The sequence below is a fragment of the Methylomicrobium sp. Wu6 genome (assembly GCF_035916875.1).
Taxonomy (GTDB): domain Bacteria; phylum Pseudomonadota; class Gammaproteobacteria; order Methylococcales; family Methylomonadaceae; genus Methylomicrobium.
In genome coordinates this window covers 119,169-137,973 of the sequence record NZ_JAXUHN010000094.1, presented here as the reverse complement: position 1 = coordinate 137,973, position 18,805 = coordinate 119,169, and the positions used below count along the sequence as shown (strand labels likewise).

At 54.6% G+C, this 18,805-nt stretch carries 21 protein-coding genes; 3 read left to right on the top strand and 18 right to left on the bottom strand.

Annotated features, from left to right (window positions below; translation table 11 throughout):
- Positions 1–12 precede the first annotated feature (12 nt).
- A complete protein-coding gene (locus U2W12_RS18595; protein ID WP_326502188.1) occupies positions 13–774 on the top strand; it encodes an MgtC/SapB family protein in 762 nt (253 codons plus the stop codon).
- A 168-nt stretch (positions 775–942) separates the two neighbouring features.
- Here U2W12_RS18595 and U2W12_RS18590 read toward each other — a convergent pair whose 3' ends face one another.
- The 4 genes from U2W12_RS18590 to U2W12_RS18575 all read right to left on the bottom strand — a co-directional run bounded on the left by U2W12_RS18590 (position 943) and on the right by U2W12_RS18575 (position 4,264).
- Complete coding sequence (locus U2W12_RS18590) at positions 943–1,188, bottom strand: hypothetical protein (protein ID WP_326502187.1); 246 nt, start codon at positions 1,186–1,188, stop codon at positions 943–945.
- A gap of 238 nt (positions 1,189–1,426) precedes the next feature.
- On the bottom strand, positions 1,427–1,609 hold the full coding sequence (locus U2W12_RS18585) for a hypothetical protein (protein WP_326502186.1): 183 nt from the start codon (positions 1,607–1,609) through the stop codon (positions 1,427–1,429).
- A gap of 598 nt (positions 1,610–2,207) precedes the next feature.
- Positions 2,208–2,918 carry a response regulator transcription factor gene (locus tag U2W12_RS18580; protein ID WP_326502185.1) on the bottom strand — a complete coding sequence of 237 codons (711 nt, stop codon included), beginning with the start codon at positions 2,916–2,918 and terminating at the stop codon, positions 2,208–2,210.
- A gap of 2 nt (positions 2,919–2,920) precedes the next feature.
- Positions 2,921–4,264: a histidine kinase gene (locus U2W12_RS18575; RefSeq protein ID WP_326502184.1), complete on the bottom strand. Its 1,344-nt coding sequence runs from the start codon at positions 4,262–4,264 to the stop codon at positions 2,921–2,923.
- A gap of 235 nt (positions 4,265–4,499) precedes the next feature.
- On the opposite strand from U2W12_RS18575, the gene U2W12_RS18570 reads away from it, so the two are divergent.
- Together U2W12_RS18570 and U2W12_RS18565 are read left to right on the top strand one after the other, a co-directional pair.
- Positions 4,500–4,946, top strand: a complete 447-nt coding sequence (locus U2W12_RS18570; RefSeq protein ID WP_326502183.1) for a regulator — start codon at positions 4,500–4,502, stop codon at positions 4,944–4,946.
- A gap of 23 nt (positions 4,947–4,969) precedes the next feature.
- Entirely contained in the window at positions 4,970–5,479 is a 510-nt protein-coding gene (locus tag U2W12_RS18565; protein WP_326502182.1) for a DUF2380 domain-containing protein, read from the top strand.
- 38 nt (positions 5,480–5,517) lie between these two features.
- On the opposite strand, the gene U2W12_RS18560 is transcribed toward U2W12_RS18565, so the two are convergent.
- From U2W12_RS18560 to prmB, 14 genes are all read right to left on the bottom strand, one after another.
- Positions 5,518–5,691, bottom strand: a complete 174-nt coding sequence (locus tag U2W12_RS18560; protein ID WP_326502181.1) for an alanine racemase — start codon at positions 5,689–5,691, stop codon at positions 5,518–5,520.
- 171 nt (positions 5,692–5,862) lie between these two features.
- Positions 5,863–6,513, bottom strand: coding sequence for an alanine racemase (locus U2W12_RS18555; RefSeq protein ID WP_326502247.1), 651 nt, complete (start codon positions 6,511–6,513; stop codon positions 5,863–5,865).
- Positions 6,514–6,665: 152 nt separating this feature from the next.
- Positions 6,666–8,549 (bottom strand): potassium transporter Kup, encoded by a 1,884-nt coding sequence (locus U2W12_RS18550; RefSeq protein WP_326502180.1) that lies wholly within the window; start codon positions 8,547–8,549, stop codon positions 6,666–6,668.
- A 150-nt stretch (positions 8,550–8,699) separates the two neighbouring features.
- Positions 8,700–9,794: a threonine synthase gene (gene thrC, locus U2W12_RS18545; protein ID WP_326502179.1), complete on the bottom strand. Its 1,095-nt coding sequence runs from the start codon at positions 9,792–9,794 to the stop codon at positions 8,700–8,702.
- A 7-nt stretch (positions 9,795–9,801) separates the two neighbouring features.
- Positions 9,802–11,112, bottom strand: a complete 1,311-nt coding sequence (locus tag U2W12_RS18540) for a homoserine dehydrogenase (RefSeq protein ID WP_326502246.1) — start codon at positions 11,110–11,112, stop codon at positions 9,802–9,804.
- A 108-nt stretch (positions 11,113–11,220) separates the two neighbouring features.
- Positions 11,221–12,405 carry an alanine transaminase gene (gene alaC / locus U2W12_RS18535; RefSeq protein WP_326502178.1) on the bottom strand — a complete coding sequence of 395 codons (1,185 nt, stop codon included), beginning with the start codon at positions 12,403–12,405 and terminating at the stop codon, positions 11,221–11,223.
- Between the two features lie 58 nt (positions 12,406–12,463).
- Complete coding sequence (kdsB, locus tag U2W12_RS18530) at positions 12,464–13,234, bottom strand: 3-deoxy-manno-octulosonate cytidylyltransferase (protein WP_326502177.1); 771 nt, start codon at positions 13,232–13,234, stop codon at positions 12,464–12,466.
- Positions 13,234–13,425 (bottom strand): Trm112 family protein, encoded by a 192-nt coding sequence (locus U2W12_RS18525; RefSeq protein ID WP_326502245.1) that lies wholly within the window; start codon positions 13,423–13,425, stop codon positions 13,234–13,236. The genes kdsB and U2W12_RS18525 overlap by 1 nt, the downstream gene beginning before the upstream one ends.
- Positions 13,418–14,416, bottom strand: coding sequence for a tetraacyldisaccharide 4'-kinase (gene lpxK / locus U2W12_RS18520; RefSeq protein ID WP_326502176.1), 999 nt, complete (start codon positions 14,414–14,416; stop codon positions 13,418–13,420). The genes U2W12_RS18525 and lpxK overlap by 8 nt, the downstream gene beginning before the upstream one ends.
- Positions 14,413–14,850 (bottom strand): biopolymer transporter ExbD, encoded by a 438-nt coding sequence (locus U2W12_RS18515; RefSeq protein WP_326502175.1) that lies wholly within the window; start codon positions 14,848–14,850, stop codon positions 14,413–14,415. Before U2W12_RS18515 ends, lpxK begins: the two co-directional genes overlap by 4 nt.
- Entirely contained in the window at positions 14,847–15,464 is a 618-nt protein-coding gene (locus U2W12_RS18510) for a MotA/TolQ/ExbB proton channel family protein (protein WP_326502174.1), read from the bottom strand. The genes U2W12_RS18515 and U2W12_RS18510 overlap by 4 nt, the downstream gene beginning before the upstream one ends.
- A gap of 59 nt (positions 15,465–15,523) precedes the next feature.
- Positions 15,524–16,684, bottom strand: coding sequence for an MFS transporter (locus U2W12_RS18505; protein ID WP_326502173.1), 1,161 nt, complete (start codon positions 16,682–16,684; stop codon positions 15,524–15,526).
- Positions 16,685–16,766: 82 nt separating this feature from the next.
- The gene (aroC, locus tag U2W12_RS18500; RefSeq protein ID WP_326502172.1) at positions 16,767–17,855 is read right to left on the bottom strand and encodes a chorismate synthase; all 1,089 of its coding nucleotides are present in this window, start codon (positions 17,853–17,855) and stop codon (positions 16,767–16,769) included.
- 1 nt (position 17,856) lies between these two features.
- Positions 17,857–18,789, bottom strand: coding sequence for a 50S ribosomal protein L3 N(5)-glutamine methyltransferase (prmB, locus tag U2W12_RS18495; protein WP_326502171.1), 933 nt, complete (start codon positions 18,787–18,789; stop codon positions 17,857–17,859).
- Positions 18,790–18,805: the final 16 nt, after the last annotated feature.

Here is an 18,805-nt window from a genome sequence, read left to right as displayed (position 1 = left end):
GCAGCTTACAACATGACCTGGCTAGTAGAGGCCTTAAATCAGGGTTCTTGCGCCCTCAACTGGTCAGGTCCCGGGTTGGCTGTCAACATCAAGCTGCTGATTAAATTGCTGGCCGCCCTTCTTCTCGGTGTGCTGGTCGGCTATGAACGCTTCTATCATGGACACGCCGCAGGCATGCGGACTTATGGACTGGTCTGTATGGCTTCATCCGGGTTGGTTGCAATTTCTGGCTACCCGGAAGCCTGGTTAGACGGTCATATTGCGGTTGCCAATATGACGGAACCGACGCGTGTTATTCAAGGAATCGTGACAGGCATTGGCTTTCTCGGAGCTGGCGTTATCGTGCACGAACAGTTTTCCACCCGCGGCCTGACCTCGGCGGCATCGATCTGGGCATCTTCGGTGATTGGCATCATGGTCGGCATAGGATTCTATCCGGGGGCTATTTTCCTCACCGCCCTCTCAGCAATGTGTATGGTTTTGGTTAAAACGATTGAAAATCGACTGCCCACACATGAGGAAATAGCCGTAATACTTGAGTTTCGCAAGGATGCCGCTCCGAGCGTCGAGCACCTGCGGCAGTATGCCAAGGAAAGAGGATATACTATTGCCAGCCGATCATTTTCCATCATTACCCGTGACGCGAAGGTTGAATGGCATTTCATTGCAGTGGCAATCGACCGCTCCGTTGAAGAGCCGATTGCCGCGCTCGCCGAAGAGCTATCCATCATTGACGGTGTCATCGGGTTCCAGTTTGCGTATGCACGCAATTAATATTGAATGTTCGGTCTTTCCTGCTGTGGCGGCCTCAAATCGACTCTGCGCCAGTCCTCAAAAATTCTGATTGGCCAAAAATTACCCCGCATCTTAAAGTCCTAGTCAATGCTAAAAATCGGCCATTGAGCACTTGAAGAAATCGGTCGCGGCAGAATTGCAGTTTTTTTAATCTCGGCGTTTAAATACAAACTCGTGCATCGGTTCAAGGCTTAATTTTGAGGTTTTACTAGCAGGTTTACGTCCACCGTCCGCTTGGTTTTTGACGCAGTGGCGAATAAAATTATCAAGCTCTTCCTTCGCGATTTTTTCGTTGCTAAAAGGCCCAAAGCTGCATTCCCGCGCATAAAAGAACCATTCTGTCATTCCTGTTTTAGGGTTACGTTGGCTATAAATTCTTTCTGCCTCAAACATTTTAATCTTCCCCCGATTGAAAATAGAACAGATTATCGTAGCAAACAAAGCACCACAAAAAGTCCCTTTTTTGATAGAGACAATGGCCGAAGGTTTTAATTGGGTTTAATGACATAGTTTCAATAGGACGCTGGCCGGAAATTTAAAAAAAATGGCGATAAACAGCAAACAGGAATAGTCTACCGAACGCCATAGTTTAGTTCGCCCCCCCAGAAATCTTCCTTCGGTGGATACGCAATTACTTGGTGACCTTGGACAACAGGTAGTCCAAGGTCTCTTCCTGATTGGGCGTAAGGGGCTTGTCTTTATTCAACCGCTGCCGTAAGTTCAATAGAAACTGTCCTTCAAAAGGCCTCAGCCTACTCTTATGCGCCTCGCAATCGTCAATCTGTTTAATAAGTTCGTCTTTCCAATCGGCCATGGTACTCACCTTCCTGAGGACATAAACTTTTGATAATCACTGCTTCTCCCATGTATCGAAGAAAGAAGGCACTTACTGTAAATATTCTTTGAAAAAGATTAGCAGAATGATTAGGTTCTGTTGACATTTTGTAACCACTATACAAAGTTCCCGCCCATTATAGACGAAGATGAGTAACGGAATTGAGCGACAACCAATGGAAAATACTTTATGCTGGATCATGGACGAGTCTGTTGGGCCCATAGAAACATGTCTTCCGTTTCCGAAAGCCGTGTTACGGATTTTGCGTAGCGGTACGCAAGGGCGTTTGTTGCCGACGTCATTGCGCAATTGGCATTCTGTTTTTAAACGATTCTCGCGCCGGTGCAAACAGGATGTCTGGAAAAGACTGCACGCAAGCTGTAGCTGCTACCGGATGTACGGCAAGTATTGGTCGATAGCAGGATAAAATGCTCTTCCTGTTGATACCGGTTGAAACTCTATCAAACATTTCGATTCTAAGCTATTAAATTTACAGGAAGAATCTTATCAATTCGTTGGCCGATCAAAATCCGGAATGAGTCCATAACGCCTGCCAAAATTCAATCGGTGCCAATACTTAAAAGGTTTCGGGCGGGAACGAGGCCCCTTCGATTGTTGTTTTTGCCGAACCGGACAATTCCAAGAGATCAATCACATTCAACCTAATCGCCAATCGCATGAGTTCTATGTCACTGGCCACGCCGAGTTTGCGTTTGATCACATAATGGCAATTGCAGACCGTTTTCGGGCTGATGTTGAGAGTTTGCGCAATGTCTTCGACCGTTTGCGCGTCGACCAGCAGGCGCAGAATCTCGAACTCCCGTACCGTGAGCGTCTCCAGGGCCATACGCTCGCTGCCCAGTTTTTCCAGCGCCAGAGCCTGGGCGATATCGGGACTCAGGGTGTACCGGCCGGCATAGACTTCGCCAATCGCACACAGCAAGACCTTCGGCGCACTGCTTTTGGTAATGTAACCCAAGGCACCGGCGCGGCATGCCTGCACCGCAAAACTCGGATTTTGATGCATGCTGAACACCAGAATCTTTGCCTCCGTACTGCGTTGTTTGATACGGCTGATGAGTTCCAGACCGCTGCTTCCGGGTAGGGAAAGATCGGTAATCACGACATCCGGACTGCATTCTTTGAATTGCCGATAGGCCTGGACAGCGTCTGCCGCTTCCGCGACCACCCGCAAGCCGGCGTGCTTTGCCAGCAGCGCGCGATAGCCTTCGCGAACGATGGCGTGATCGTCAACCAGGAGAATATTGATCGTTGCCGAAAAAGTCATGTCTACGCCTCAATCGGCAATTCGGCTTCGACCCGCAAACCGTGCGGCTGGACGATTGCAAGCGCTAGATGGCCCTGCAACGCAGTGACGCGCTCGCGGATGCCGAGCAGGCCGATGCCCGGCCCCTCGACAAAAGGCTGTGCGTTGGCGATGCCGTCGTCCTGGACGGTCAAAGTGACCACATCCTTGCCGACAGTCAGCGTCACGTTGGCCGTCGCTGCAGCCGCATGTTTCGCAATATTGGTTAGGCACTCCTGAGCAATCCGAAACAGCGTAACCGCCAGCGGCTCAGGCAGCGCGGCACAGTCGCCGACGATGTTCAGCCGATAACGGGTCCGGCCGCCGCTACGTGTATTCCATCCCGCTACCAGGCTATTCAGACTGGCGGCAAGCCCCAGTTCGTCGAGCTCGGCGGAGCGCAAACGCCCCAGCAACCCACGCACGCCGCCCATCATTCGCTGGCTGATTCGGCCGATATGCTCGGCTTCATCGATCAACGCCGAGCCCTGTTGCTCTGCGCTATGGGCAATCGATGCGGCGACGGCGTTGATGGCGGCCAGACATTGACCGAACTCGTCATGCAGTTCGCGCGCCAGATAGCGGCGCTCTTCTTCTTGCATATTGATAAGCTTGACGGCGAGCTTTTGGCGTTCTTCTAAAAGTTGCTGCTGACTGGCCGCGAGTTGATTGATGGCGGCGGCAGTACGTTGCCATTCAAGCAATTCAAACGTTGGCAGACGATAAGCTAAATTGCCTTTTCCCATCGTTTCCAATGCGGAGACAATAATGCCTGCCGGGCGTAAGGCCCGCTCGATACTTAGATAAACCAATGCGCAAACCGCCAAAACGGTAATCGCAGACAGCCCCATCAGGTCGCAGATATTGCTCCAGGTCTGCTCTATGTCCATCTCGACACTGGAAGCAACCGTCAGCGAACCATAAACCCGGTCATTAAATGCAATCGGTCGGCTTATCTCAAAACCGGGATTGAAAAACCGACGGTAAAAAGTCTCGAACACATCCGGCCATCCGTGCGTAGACGGTTTGGCCCCGTTGCACAGACTGTATGGGACTGAAGCGTCTACCGGCACAAAGCGGACACAAATTCCAGGCGCGCTGGCAGTCTGCTTCCAGAGCGCAAAATCAGGAAACTGGCGGGCTTGGCCAAAACCGGCGTTGATCCGCAACAACTGAAAGTCCAGTTGCTTGCCCAGCGATTCAGCGGTGTCCTGCGTCCTCTGTATGGATTGCCGGTCACTGCGATACAGCACATAGGCGGACGTAGCCAACAAGCACACCAAGGCGCCCACAACGATACGGGACAATAAATGGAATTGTAGATTCATGATCGGTCTGCCTGGCTACCTATCCGGCGGTAAACTGCATTCTAAGAGACGCGAAGCGCTCTGAAAAGAGGTTTGATCGAACGCGGGCAAATTGCCCGTACTTTGCAGGCAAATCTCGGTTTACGGCCCCTCCATCATGTCATAAATTGTTGCTTGCCTGGAGCCGCATCATAAGCCCAAGGCAATTAAAAAACACTCGATCCTCAGAACCCTAACAACCATAAGGAAAAATCCCATGTCCGGCCACCTTTTTGAAAACGCAGACATCAAATGGCAAACCTTGGGCGATATCGAGCATTTGCTTTATTCGATTCTTGATATTGACGAGCAGAACAAGATTATCGACATAATTTTTAAGTTTGCCGCACACCGGCAGATTGTGCTGCACAGGCATAAGGCCCTGAATAAAACCTTTGTTATACAAGGCGAGCATCGCCTGTATGAAGCCGATGGCAGACTCAAGGAAATCAGGCCGGTCGGCAGTTACACCTCCAGCCTGCCCATTGACGAACCGCATCGGGAAGGCGGCGGAGATCAGGATGCGGTCGTCTATTTCAGCATTCGCGGTAACGAGGGCGTACTCTATGAGATTCTGGATGATGACGGGAACGTAATTGCCACATTGAGTATGCAGGATTTCATTAATTTATACAAAAACCAGACGCAGTCAGCGTTAAATTGACTCACACTCGCCAGGAGAACACCATGAACCGGTTGACATTAACGGGAACCGTCCTGTCTATTCTATTGCTGGCCAGCCCTTCCGGACAGGCCGCGCCCCGCATCGCGATTTTGAGCTTTGAACTGAACGATATCACGTCACTACCCCATACGCCCCAGGAACAAGTGCGCACCGCATCCATTCGGCCATTGCTGGAACAAGCACTCAGCCGGGCCGGCGATTACGAAATCATTCGGATCGATGCCAACGATCAAGCCGCCGCCAATTCGGGCTTCGGCTATCTGTTCCGCTTCCATGAACTTGCCGCCAAATTGGGCGAGCAGTTCGGCGCCGACTGGGTGATTGTCGGCCAGCATAGCAAACCCAGCTTTTTGTTTTCCTATCTGCTGGCGAATGTGATTCAGGTAAAAAACTCATCGCTTGTTGCAAGCTATGCGATTGAACTCAAAGGCAGCCACGAAAAAGTCACTCAAAGAGGCGTAAATTCGCTGGCCGATAAAATTCAGGCATCGCTCGACCAATCAGCTCAATAGTTATCCGGCTACTCACCCTCAACCCGCCCCGATCGTGCCTATTGCAATAACCCAAACTTCGCCGACAACACGACGCATGTCGCCTCCAAACCGCAATCCTGCAAGACGACCACCTCAGAGACATCGGGAACGCACAAAGTCGTGTGCTGAAGATGCCGGACGACGATCTCAGCTCCATGACCGTAGGCATTGGCCTTGATGCAGAATCGCACTTGCCGTGTTCCGCTCCCTGTTGCTCAAACAGCCTGATGTTATGGACTCAACCGATCCGGATGCGGGCGGACCCTGGTCAGGCGACGGGGGGCGGAATCGATGCTAGGCGGACATGACGCGGTGATCGAACAAGCCGCCGCGGAAGCAACGCTTTTCGACGTAGAGCGAGGTCATCGCCGCCAGCAGTGCTGCGTAATTGAGATTGAAGGACAAGATGTCGCCGAGCTGGATGCGCCGACCAGCGCGGCCGGCTCAACCGGCGTGATGCCTTCGACATTGACATCCTGCCTGCCGATATTGACCAGCGCGTGCAAAATGTCGCCGTGATTCTCGAAATTCGGATGGCCGCCGAAGGCGTCTTCTCCACGCTCGCCGTTAAACGCCGAAGGCTTCTTTTTCAACTCGACGACTTCGGCCTGCAGCACGAAGGCATCCTGATAGGTGCCGGGCCAGGCGTTTCTGCGGGTGGTTTCGCGCCCCAGCAGGATACCCTCTCCTATCCGGGCATAATTGATGCGCGCAGGCAGCCTTCCCTCGGACAGCAGGATCAGGCCGCTGGAATTTAGGCCCGCAACCCATTCCAGCGATAGCGCGCAGGCCCGCTCGATTTCGCCAGCCAATTCGGAAAGATAGCGCATGTTGTTTCGGGTCGGCACAGTGCCTCCGAAACAGGCCAGGTTGGTGCCGATCCCTTTCAGCTTGATTCCTGCCAGCGGCATCATGGCTTTAGCCAAGTCGATGACATGATCGGGCCAGACTCCCTCGCGCAAATCGCCCAGATCGACCATCACGATCGTGTCATGAACCCTGCCCTGGCGCAGCGCTTATATCATGTTCCTCCTGGGGGCGATTACCATAGAGTTGCTTTTTCACTTAAACCAAGGTTCGGTTTTTGGGCGGCCATATCTAGAATCGACGCGTGGCGTTCACCGCCACGGCCCCGGATATCTGTTTGACGAATAAATTCAGATGGCTAAAGCTCAACCCTAACCCCCAACTCGACCACGCGATCCACCGGGATCTTGAAAAAGTCGATCGGACTCGTTGAGTTGTCGAACAAGAAACAAAATAGACCGCGTCGCCAGGGCGGCATCGGACTGCGCATCCGAAACGAAACGTGCTCGCTGCCGATAAAAAATGAAACCTTTTTCGGATCGAAAACTAGGCCTTCCCTGTTCAATAGTTCGAGCACTCGGCGCACATCCGCGTTTTGCTTGAAGCCATAATACAGTTTCACCCGGTAAAATTTACGGGTTTTACCGAACATTCGAATCTTAACCCGGTGCGCTTCATCCACATAAGGCTCGTCCTTGGTGACGATGGTCAGCACGATGATCTGTTCATGCAGCGCGTGATTGTGTTCGAGATTGTGCAACAGCACCGGCGGCACGCCTTTTAGCGTTCTTGCGAGATAAATCGCAGTGCCTTCGACAGTCACGAGGTTGCCGGCGATTTCCTGCTCGATCTCCTCGAACAATAAATGCTTCTCCTCCATATATTCAAGCAGCAATGCGCGTCCTTTGGCCCAGGTGGTCATCACGATATAGACGAGTGCGCCGACCCCCAACGGCACCCAACCTCCGGTCTGGATCTTCAGGCTGTTCGCAAACAGAAACTGGAAGTCGATCGCCAGAAATATCGCCAAAAAAGCCAGGCTCGTGGTTCTTTGCCATTGCCAGAGCGCCTGGATCACGATAAAAGCCAATACCGAATCGACAATCATCGTACCGGTCACCGCGATGCCATAAGCGGACGCCAGTGCCGAAGTCGATTGAAAATTGAACACCAACGTGGTCACAGCCAGCATCAAGAGCCAATTGACGGCCGGCAAATAGACTCGGCTCTTTCCGCCATCCGAGATATGCAATACATTCAGGCGCGGACAATAACCGAGCTGAATCGCCTGACGGGTCACCGAGAAGGCCCCGGAAATGACTGCTTGCGAGGCAATCACTGCCGCAAGCGTGGCCAAAATCAGCAGCGGAAATCGCGCCCAAGTAGGCGCTAGTAAATAAAATGGATTTTGCACCGCCTCAGGCTGTTCGATCAGCAAGGCGCCTTGGCCGAAATAATTCAGCAGCAAGGCAGGAAATACATAACCGAACCAAGCGAAGCGGACCGGTTTCAAACCGAACTGTCCCATATCCGCATAGAGCGCCTCGGCGCCGGTAATCACCAGCACGATCGCTCCCATGACCAGAAAACCTTTCCAGCCGACTTCGCACAAAAATTGCACTGCGTAATAAGGGTTGACCGCGAGCAGAACATCCGGATGCTGCATCAGATTGGTCAATCCCATCAAGGCAAGCGAGCCGAACCACACACACATCACCGGCGAAAAAATTTTGCTGACTTTTGCCGTTATCGAGGATTGAAAAATGAACAGACCACCCAGCGCCAGCAGCGCGATCGGCCAGACCTTGCCGTTCATGGGAGGCGAAATGATTTGCAGTCCCTCGACCGCGCCAAGCACCGAAATTGCGGGCGTGATGATGATGTCTCCGAAAAACAGCGCAGCGCCGAGGATGCCGAGCGTGACGACCGACGCCGCTTTCCGAGTATCATCCTTGCAGCCACTCAAGGCCAGCGCCATCAACGCCATGATGCCGCCCTCGCCTTTATTGTTAGCGCGCATGATGAAAAGCGTGTATTTGCACGATACGACCAGCGTCAGCGACCAGAAGATCAGCGACAGAACGCCGAAGACATGGATTTTTTCGACCGCGACACCATCCTGGAAAACTTCCTTCAGCGCATAGAGCGGGCTGGTGCCGATATCGCAAAAAACGACGCCGACAGCGCCAAACGCCAGATTGGCTATGTGTTCGCGGATAGGAGGCTGGGAATCTGAGGGCATGAAAGTATCCTCAAGAAAAAGAAGCGAGCTGGGCTGACAAGATCAGCCAGACATTGAATCTAAACTGCCGGGTTGCCAAAAACCAGGCAACCCGGCCTCAGCTAGCTGATAGCAAGAAAAATTTTATGCTTTTGAATATGACAGGCGATTTTACATATGGTCCAAAATCGCCCGTTTGACCGCATCGAGCTCGGCTTCGATCGTCAAGGTGCGCGCCGCCGAGCATTGCTTGATTGCGGTATCCGGATCTTTCAAACCGGCACCGGTTAGCGTACAAACGATCTTGCTGCCTTCGGGAATTTTGCCGTTGCGAATGTCGCGCCAGGCGCCGGCCACCGAAGTCGCCGATGCCGGTTCGCAAAAGATGCCCTCATATTGCGACAGCAGCTTTTGCGCTTCGAGAATCTCTTCGTCGGTGAATTTGTCGAACCAGCCGCCAGATTCCTTTTGCGCGGCCCAGGCGAAATCCCAGGACTGCGGATGGCCGATCCGGATCGCGGTTGCGATCGTTTCCGGGTTGTCGATCATATGGCCGGCCACGAACGGCGCGGCGCCGGCCGCCTGATAGCCGCACATGACCGGACGTTTCCGAGTCACCGCCTTATGCGTCTCGCTGTCGGTCGAATATTCCTTGTAGCCTTTCCAGTAGGCGGTGATGTTGCCCGCGTTGCCGACCGGCAGACAGTGATAGTCCGGCGCCTCGCCGAGCGCGTCGATGATTTCGAACGACGCAGTCTTCTGGCCGTCGATCCGGTAAGGATTGATCGAATTCACGATCGTGACCGGCGCGTGAGCGGCGACTTCCTTAACCAGATTCATGCCCTGGTCGAAATTCCCCCGGATCTGGAGAATCGTCGCATCGTACATCAGAGTCTGCGCGAGCTTGCCGAGGGCGATCTTGCCTTCGGGGATAATCACGAAGGCCTTGATGCCGGCGCGCGCGGCGTAAGCCGCCGCCGCTGCCGAAGTATTGCCGGTCGATGCGCAGATGATGGCGCGGCTGCCTTCCTCGACTGCCTTGGTGACCGCCATCGTCATGCCGCGGTCCTTGAACGAACCGGTCGGATTCAGGCCTTCGAATTTGACGTAGATGTCGACATCCTTGCCCGCCAGGCGCGGGATGTTCTGCAACTGAATCAGCGGCGTGTTGCCTTCGTTCAGGCTGATGATGCGCGTCGAGGCCGAAACCGGCAGACGATCGCGGTAACGGTCGATCAGACCGGTGTAATGTTTTGCATTAGACATGTGTCATTTATCCCAGGGTTTCCAGGCGAATCCGGCAGACTTGGCCGGTTACGGTTGGCAAGGCTTCGATCTTGGCGATCGCATCGTTCATTTCTTTTTCGAGCGTGATTTGGGTCAGCAGGATGATCGGCACCGCCGTCTCATTCGCCAGCGGCTCTTTCTGAATGATCGCTTCGATGCTGATCTGATGGTCGGCCAGAATTTTGGTCACGTCGGCCAATACGCCGGGCTTGTCTTCGGCGTTCAGGCGCAGATAATAAGCCGACTTGAAGCGGTCCGGAGAAAGTATCGGAATTTCCTTGATCGCGTCGGGCTGGAAGGCCAGATGCGGCACCCGGTTTTCCGGATCGCTGGTCAATGCCCGGACCACGTCGATCACATCGGCAACCACGGCCGAGGCAGTCGGATCGGCGCCAGCGCCGGCACCATAATAGAGCGTCGGCCCGACCGCATCGCCCTTAACCAGCACCGCATTCATCACGCCATTCACGTTCGCGATCAGCCGGCGCTCGGGGATCAGGGTCGGATGCACGCGCAGTTCGATGCCTTCATCAGTCTTGCGCGCGATACCCAGATGCTTGATCCGGTAGCCCAACTGTTCGGCATATTCGACATCGACGCGGGTTATCTTGGTGATGCCTTCGGTATAGACCTTGTCGAACTGCAGCGGAATGCCGAAAGCGATTGAAGCCAGAATCGTCAATTTGTGCGCGGCATCGATACCTTCGACATCGAAGGTCGGATCCGCTTCGGCATAGCCCAAGGCCTGCGCTTCGGCAAGCACATCCGCAAAATCGCGGCCTTTTTCTCGCATCTCGGTCAGGATGAAATTGCCGGTGCCGTTGATGATGCCGGCCAGCCATTGAATCTGATTGCCGCTGAGACCCTCGCGTATTGCCTTGATGATCGGAATGCCGCCGGCGACCGCCGCCTCGAATGCGACGATCACACCCTTGGCGCTGGCTTTCGCGAATATCTCGTTGCCATGCAGAGCGATCAGCGACTTGTTAGCGGTAACAACATGCTTGCCGTTCGCAATCGAGGCCAACACCATGTCTTTGACGGGGCCAGCACCGCCGATCAATTCGAGCACGATGTCGATTTCAGGGTCGTTGATCACATCATAAGGATCGGTCGTGACCGCAATACCTTCGGTATTGCAGATACGCGGTTTGCCCAGATCCCGGCTCGACGCGCGAGTCACGATAATTTCGCGCCCGGCCCGGCGGGCAATCTCGGCCGCATTGCGTGTAAGGACATTGACCGTGCCGCCGCCGACCGTCCCTAGTCCCAATATTCCGACTTTTACCGGTTTCAAAACAAACTCCCGAAATAGTTGTAGGGCACGCTGCGCGTACCATTTTTTATCCGACTGAATGCGCAAGAAAGGTACGCGCAGCGTACCCTGCATTGACCTAGCCGGCTATTATACAACCTTGTCCTTCTTCATCATATGGCGAATGCCGCGGACCGCCTGCCGGGTACGGTGTTCGTTCTCGATCAGGCCGAAGCGGACATGATCGTCTCCATACTGGCCGAAGCCGATACCGGGCGCGACCGCGACTTTCGCCTCGTGCAACATCTTTTTCGAAAATTCGAGGGATCCCATTTCTTTGTAAGGCTCGGGGATAGGCGCCCACACGAACATCGTCGCCTTCGGCTTCTCGACCGGCCAGCCGGCCGCGTTCAGGCCCTCGCAGAGCACGTCGCGCCTGCGCTGGTACATCGCGGCGATTTCATGCACGCAGTCCTGCGGTCCTTCGAGTGCGGTAATCGCGGCAATCTGGATCGGGGTAAAGGTGCCATAGTCGAGATAGGACTTGATCCGCGCCAAGGCGCCGACCAGCTTCTTGTTGCCGCACATGAAGCCGACGCGCCAGCCCGGCATGTTATAGCTCTTCGACAGCGAGAAAAATTCGACCGCGATATCTTTCGCGCCGGGAACCTGCAGGATCGAAGGCGCCTTGTAGCCGTCGAAGACGATGTCGATATAGGCGATATCGTGCACGACCCAGATCTTGTGTTCTTTCGCGAGTTCGATAATCTTTTCGAAAAAGTCCAGCTCGACGCATTGACTGGTCGGATTGCCCGGAAAATTCAGGATCAGCATCTTCGGCTTCGGCCAGGTTTCGACGATCGCGCGCTGCAATTCCTCGATGAAATCGACGCCCGGAACCAAGGGCACATGACGCAAATCGGCGCCCGCGATCACGACTCCGTAAGGATGGATCGGATAGGCCGGATTCGGCACCAGCACCACGTCGCCGGGGCCTAAAGTCGCCAGCGCCAGATGCGCGAGACCTTCTTTCGAGCCGATCGTGACGATCGCCTCGCTTTCCGGGTCCAGGTCGACATCGAAGCGGTTCTTGTACCAGGTGCAGATCGCCTTGCGCAGGCGAGGTATGCCTTTCGACATCGAGTAGCGGTGCGTGTCCGGCCGTTTCGCCGCTTCGAGCATCTTGTTCACGATATGATCCGGCGTCGGCTGATCCGGATTGCCCATGCCGAAATCGATAATATCCTCGCCCGCCGCTCGCGCTTTGGCCTTCAGTTCGTTCACGATGTTGAAAACATAGGGGGGCAAGCGGCTGATGCGGGGAAATTGGTCCATTTATTCAGATCTATACGAAAAAATAATTAAAGGGTCCGTCGTTGATCGACAGTATATTCTAGTCCGCCGAACCGAGAAACTGCTCGACGCGCTGCAAGTCTTCAAGCGTATCCACACCGGCCGGCGGAATTTTATCGACTATGCTGACCGCGATCGCTTCGCCGTGCCACAAAATACGGAGCTGTTCGAGCGATTCGGTTTTCTCCAGCAAGGAAGCGTCCCAGTTGCAGTAACGCCGCAAAAAATCGACCGTGTACGCATACATGCCGATGTGCCGGTAATAAGGCATGTTGCCTATCAAAGTTCTGTTGCCGGCAGCAAATCCGTCCCGATCCCAGGGAATCGGCGCGCGGCTGAAATACAACGCGTAGCCGTTCCGGTTCAGGACGACCTTGACCGCGTTCGGATTGAAGATTTCCTCGCTGTTCCGAATTTCGGCCGCCAGTGTCGCAATGCCGGCCCGCTGCTGGCCGGCTAGCACGGCCGCGGCGGCGCGCAGGTAAGCCGGATCGATTAACGGCTCATCACCTTGCAGATTCACGATGATGTCATCGCCGGCCCAGCCCAACTGCTCGGCCACTTCCGCGATCCTTTCGGTACCGCTCTGATGATCGGCTCGAGTCATTACCGCGTTGAGGCCCAATTCCCGAACGAACCGATAAATACGCTCATCATCGGTCGCGACGACGATCTCGTCCGCATCCGCCTCACGGGCGCGCTCGCAGACATGCGCGATCATGGGTTTGCCGGCGATAGCCAACAACGGTTTGCCGGGCAGCCGGGTGGAACCGTAGCGCGCCGGAATCACGACTTTGAAGCGAACGCTCATTATTTGCTCAGAGCTTCGGCTTCTTCTAGGCTCAGCGCACGCGCCTCATCCTCCAGCATCACCGGAATATCGTCGCGAATCGGAAAGGCCAGCCGGTCGGGCTTGCAAATCAATTCCTGTTTGGCTTTATCATAAATCAGCGAACTCTTGCAGATTGGACAAGCCAGAATGTCGAGCAATTTTTTATCTATCATGCTTCTCACTTAATAATTCGATTAACCGTACGGCAAAAGCGGGATCAACTTCCGCCTGCACCGGAACAGCCCAAAGCTTTTCATTGGCAAATTCTTTACATTTTACCGCATCCTTGTCGGTCATTAGAACCGGAAGCGTATCGCTGAATTCGACATCCTGACGCTGAAAGGCAAAATGATCTGGAAAATCATGCCGGATACAGGCCAGCCCGGCAGTTTCCAGGTGGTTAAAAAATCGCGCCGGATACCCGATACCGGCCACTGCATGACAAGCCCCACCCTTAAATTCAGCCAGCGGTTTGCATTGCCCAGTCACAAGATTTACCGCTTCCCGCCCTGTCATCCGCATCGTGAATTCATTCGGCTGCGCCTCGCAGCCGTTCACGACGACCAAATCGACTTCGCCGAGTCTTGTCACCGGCTCCCGCAAAGGGCCGGCCGGCAGACACCAGCCATTGCCGAAGCGCCTTTCGCCATCGATCATCGCGATCTCGATCGCTCTGCCGAGCGCGTAATGCTGCAAGCCGTCATCGGACAACACCACATTGCAATGCGCCCTTTCGAGCAGCAATTGACAGGCTTCGACCCTAATCGGCGACACCGTCATCGGGCAACCGGTCTTCACCGCGATCAGCAGCGCTTCATCGCCGACTGCACTGGCATCGCTCCCGGCGTCGACCCATTGCGGCCACTTATCCGGCTTGCCGCCATAGCCTCGGCTCACAATGCCCGGGTAAAAACCTTGTTCTTTTAAAAACCGCGCCAGCCAGATGATCAACGGCGTCTTGCCCGAACCGCCGACCGTGATATTGCCGACCACGATCACCGGCACCTGAAACGTTGTGGTTTTCAACAAACCACGACGGTAACACGCCCGGCGCAGCTTGACGATGCCTTCGAATAATTCGCTCAAAGGCCACAACAAAGCACCGACGCAAGTTTTCTGATACCAGATTCGTGCCGCCTGCCGCGACAGCCAAAGTTTCATTCGTCCTGTTTAGGCTGCTGCGCTTCGAAAGTAATATGCGTAAACCCGGCGCGGCCTGCCGCATCGAGCGCGCTGATCACCGCCTGATGCGGCGTCTTGCCGTCCGCGCTGATGATGAACGGCAGGTCGGTCAAGTTGGCAGCCATTTTTTGCAACTCGCGCAGCAGAGTCTCCGGCTTTTGATCGATCAGTTGATGCAGCATGCCGTCGGCACCCTTCATATAATACAGGCCGTCCGCATCGATCACTAACGTAATCGATTTTGGCAGCGCTTCAGCCTCGGAAGCGCTGGCTTCAGGCAATTTGATGCTGACTTGAGTTTGCCGGTTGAACGTCGTGGATACCATAAAAAAAAGCAAGAGTACAAAAAGTACATCGATCATCGATATCAATGTAATATCGATTTTTCGCCTTTTTCTACGCTGGAAATTCATAAAACCGCCTCGCGCTCGCCATGCATCATTTCGATCAGCCGCAATGCTTCCATTTCCATACTGATCACATAATCATCGACTCGGCGCAGGAAATAGCGATGAAAAATCAAGCTAGGAATCGCGACGGTCAGGCCGGTCGCGGTTGTGATCAGCGCGACCGAAATACCGCCCGCGAGGACCGTCGGATCGCCCGCGCCATGCTGCATCAGTTCGGAAAAAATCTCAATCATGCCGAACACGGTGCCCAACAAGCCAAGCAAGGGTGAAATTTCGGCGATCGTGCCCAGTGCATCGAGAAAGCGCTCGAGATCATGAGTCACCTGACGCCCCACGTCTTCAATCGATTCTTTCATCATCTCGCGGCCGTGCGCACTGTCCACGATACCGGACGCGATGATGCGGCCCAAGGGGGAACTGGTTTTCAGCCGGCGCAGCGTCATTTCATCGAGCCTGTTTTCACGATGCAGTTTCCACACCTGCACAACCAGATCCTGCGGTATGATTTTGTTGCGCTGCAGAGTCCAGAACCGTTCCGCCACAATGCCCATCGCGCCGATCGAACAGATTATCAAGGGCAACATCATCCAGCCGCCGCTTTTAATTATTTCAAACACATTACACCTTGTTATTCAAAAAAGTTTGCCAAGTCACGAAATCCCCTAAACCCGCTATTCTAGCCTTGCTGCGACGATTTCGCCATGCTTCCTCGCATCCCTGCACAGGCGATCACAAAAGCCAGAAAAGACAATAGTGCCGCGATCGCAAAAATTATGGCGGCGCCCAGCACATCCCAGAAATAACCACTGTACAGACTGCCCAGCATGCCGCCGATTCCGAAACTGAAACTGCTGTACAACGCCTGCCCCTTGCTCAGATGCTGTTCTCCAAAATAGTGCTGCACCAAATGGATCGCAGCAATATGGGCGGAACCGAAGCTCGCCGCATGCAGCAACTGTGCCGATACGAGAAATATCGGATTGCCCGCATAGCAACCGATCAGCAACCAGCGCGCCGTCGCCAACAGCAGACTCCAGAGCAGAATGCTCCGCAGGCTGAAGCGGCCGAGCAAGGGCCGCATGAAAATGAAAAGAATGATCTCCGCGAATACGCCCAACGCCCATAGACTGCCGGTCGTTGCGGCAGAATAGTCCAACTGCTGAAGATAGATCGAATAAAAAACATAATATGGCCCATGCGCGGCCTGCAACAACATCGATACCACCAGAAAAGCCAGCACTTCGGGGCGTTTCAATACGGACAGCACACCGGAAGTGGAAACGTGCGCCGGACGAGGAGCGGCCCGCGGCAGCATCAGCGTCACGATCCAGTTCAACAGCAGCAGCGTGATAATGAACAACGGCAACTGTATAAACGAACGATGGTCAAACCACCACCCAAGGCCCAGCACCGTCAAGATGAATCCCACCGAGCCCCAGAGCCGAATCCGGCTGTAGCGGTGCGCATCGTTGCCGAGATTCTCCAGGGTAACCGCTTCGAAAAGCGGCAACGACGCGTTCCAGAAAGCGCCAAAACCGAAGGTGCAGACTGCCATCCCAAGATAACCGCGCGCAACTAAAAACCACGAAAATGCCATGGCCGAGGAAAACAGCGTCAGCCGAATCAGACGCAGATTTCTGCCGGTCCGGTCCGCGATCCAGCCCCAAAAATTCGGTGCGATGATCCGGGTTCCGACCAGCACCGCCGACAAATTGCCGATTTGCACCGCATCGAAACCGAGATGTTTAAGGTACAGGTTCCAATAGGGCAAAAAGCCGCCGAGCGTCGCGAAATAAAACAGATAAAAACCCGACAGGCGCCAATAGGGAACGGACATCAAAACAGTTCAGGATAAAGGCCATTTGGCCGGATGGGGCGGGTCTCAGGCGCAAAGCGATACACTTTTGCGCCAATCGGGCTTATCTTAAAATCGGTAAGCCGGACCGCACATCGCTATTCTGCGCCCGATGCCGGAGATAATGATCCATGATCACGATCGCCATCATCGCCTCCGCGATCGGCGTTGCGCGAATGCCGACGCAAGGATCGTGACGCCCCTCGGTGACGACTTCGATCGACTCGCCGCGCACGTTGATGCTTCTGCCGGGGAGTCGCAGGCTCGAAGTCGGCTTCAACGCAATGCTGGCGATAACATCCTGGCCGCTCGAAATGCCGCCCAATATGCCGCCCGCATGATTGCTCAAGAAACCGTCCGGTGTGATCTCGTCGCGAAACTGGGTGCCCTTGCTGTCGATGCAGGCGAAACCGTCGCCGATCTCGACACCCTTGACCGCATTGATGCTCATCAGTGCATGCGCGAGGTCCGCATCGAGCCGGTCGAAAATCGGCTCGCCGAGGCCCGGCGGCACATTCGTCGCGACCACGTTGATGCGCGCACCGATCGACTCGCCTTCTTTGCGTAGCGCATCCATAAATTTTTCGAGTTCAGGAACGCGCTCCACATCCGGGCAAAAAAATGGGTTTGTATTCACGACCGACCAATCCAGCTTGTCGATCTTGATCGGGCCCAACTGCGCCAGATAGCCGCGAATCTCGATGCCGACCTTTTCCCGCAGATATTTTTTCGCGATTGCGGCCGCCGCGACCCGCATCGCGGTTTCGCGCGCCGACGAACGGCCGCCGCCGCGGTAATCCCGGAAGCCGTATTTATGTTGATAGGTGTAATCGGCATGGCCGGGCCGAAACGACTCGGCGATTTTCGTATAATCCTTTGAACGCTGATCGGTGTTTTCGATCAGCAGGCCGATCGGCGTACCGGTGGTTCTGCCCTCGAATACGCCGGACAATATCTTCACTTCATCGGCTTCGCGCCGCTGCGTCGTGTGCCGGGAGGTACCGGGCTTGCGACGATCGAGGTCGTGCTGAATGTCGGCCTCGCTTAATTCCAGCCCCGGCGGACAACCATCGACGATGCAGCCGAGCCCGGGCCCGTGGCTTTCGCCGAAGGTGGTGACGGTAAACAATTTTCCGAAGGTATTGCCAGACATATTAATTCAAAGCCGCGATGAATTGATCGTGATAGAGCGCGAGTTGTTCGCCAGTCAGTAAAAACACCCCGTCGCCGCCGCGCTCGAAATCGAGCCAGTAAAAAGGAATGTCAGGGAACGTATCCTGTAGCGTTTGCGCGCTGCTGCCAACCTCGGCGACCAGGATGCCATGCTCGGTCAAATAATGGTTCGCTTCGGCCAGAATGCGCAGCACAATGTCCAGACCGCTCTTGCCGCCGGTGAAGCCCATTTTAGGCTCGGCGTGGTATTCGGCCGGCAGGCTTTCCCATTCGGCGATCGCCACATAAGGCGGATTGCTGACGATAATGTCGTATTGGTTGCCCGGCAGTCCTTCAAATAAATCGGACTGATACAGCGTGACCGAATCCTCGGACTGATGCTTGGCAACATTGATCTTGGCCACCGCCAAGGCATCGGGCGACAAATCGACCGCATCGACTGCCGCGGTCGGAAACGCATAAGCGCAGGCAATCGCGATGCAGCCGCTGCCGGTGCACAAATCCAGAATATTATCGACCCGGTCTTCCTCGACCCACGGCGCAAAACGCTGTTCGATCAGTTCCGCGATCGGCGACCTCGGCACCAAGACCCGCTCATCAATATAAAATGGCAGGCCCGCAAAAACAGCTTCATGCGTCAGATACGCGGCGGGTTTTCTTTCGTTGACACGGCGTTCGACGATATCAATCACCGCCTGTCTTTCCGGATGGGTCAATACCGCCTCCAGATAATACGACGACACGTTATAAGGCAGATGCAGCGTGTGCAATATCAATGCCGCCGCCTCGTCGATCGCGGTCAGAGAGCCGTGGCCAAAATAGGCCTTGGCATCGGTAAAGCGGCTGGCCGCCCAACGGATATAGTCCCGTATCGTGGTTAAGGTAGTGATGACTTCGGTCGATGAATCGTACATGATAAAAAAATCTTGG

What these genes read in the sequence shown, in the direction of transcription:
- U2W12_RS18550 (WP_326502180.1), bottom strand. Translation starts at nt 8,549, where the DNA reads ATGCCCTCAGATTCCCAGCCTCCTATCCGCGAACACATAGCCAATCTG.
- aroC (WP_326502172.1), bottom strand. Translation starts at nt 17,855, where the DNA reads ATGTCTGGCAATACCTTCGGAAAATTGTTTACCGTCACCACCTTCGGC.
- U2W12_RS18595 (WP_326502188.1), top strand. Translation starts at nt 13, where the DNA reads ATGACCTGGCTAGTAGAGGCCTTAAATCAGGGTTCTTGCGCCCTCAAC.
- U2W12_RS18585 (WP_326502186.1), bottom strand. Translation starts at nt 1,609, where the DNA reads ATGGCCGATTGGAAAGACGAACTTATTAAACAGATTGACGATTGCGAG.
- U2W12_RS18575 (WP_326502184.1), bottom strand. Translation starts at nt 4,264, where the DNA reads ATGAATCTACAATTCCATTTATTGTCCCGTATCGTTGTGGGCGCCTTG.
- alaC (WP_326502178.1), bottom strand. Translation starts at nt 12,405, where the DNA reads ATGGACCAATTTCCCCGCATCAGCCGCTTGCCCCCCTATGTTTTCAAC.
- U2W12_RS18580 (WP_326502185.1), bottom strand. Translation starts at nt 2,918, where the DNA reads ATGACTTTTTCGGCAACGATCAATATTCTCCTGGTTGACGATCACGCC.
- lpxK (WP_326502176.1), bottom strand. Translation starts at nt 14,416, where the DNA reads ATGAAACTTTGGCTGTCGCGGCAGGCGGCACGAATCTGGTATCAGAAA.
- U2W12_RS18515 (WP_326502175.1), bottom strand. Translation starts at nt 14,850, where the DNA reads ATGAATTTCCAGCGTAGAAAAAGGCGAAAAATCGATATTACATTGATA.
- U2W12_RS18590 (WP_326502187.1), bottom strand. Translation starts at nt 1,188, where the DNA reads ATGTTTGAGGCAGAAAGAATTTATAGCCAACGTAACCCTAAAACAGGA.
- prmB (WP_326502171.1), bottom strand. Translation starts at nt 18,789, where the DNA reads ATGTACGATTCATCGACCGAAGTCATCACTACCTTAACCACGATACGG.
- kdsB (WP_326502177.1), bottom strand. Translation starts at nt 13,234, where the DNA reads ATGAGCGTTCGCTTCAAAGTCGTGATTCCGGCGCGCTACGGTTCCACC.
- U2W12_RS18570 (WP_326502183.1), top strand. Translation starts at nt 4,500, where the DNA reads ATGTCCGGCCACCTTTTTGAAAACGCAGACATCAAATGGCAAACCTTG.
- U2W12_RS18565 (WP_326502182.1), top strand. Translation starts at nt 4,970, where the DNA reads ATGAACCGGTTGACATTAACGGGAACCGTCCTGTCTATTCTATTGCTG.
- thrC (WP_326502179.1), bottom strand. Translation starts at nt 9,794, where the DNA reads ATGTCTAATGCAAAACATTACACCGGTCTGATCGACCGTTACCGCGAT.
- U2W12_RS18505 (WP_326502173.1), bottom strand. Translation starts at nt 16,684, where the DNA reads ATGTCCGTTCCCTATTGGCGCCTGTCGGGTTTTTATCTGTTTTATTTC.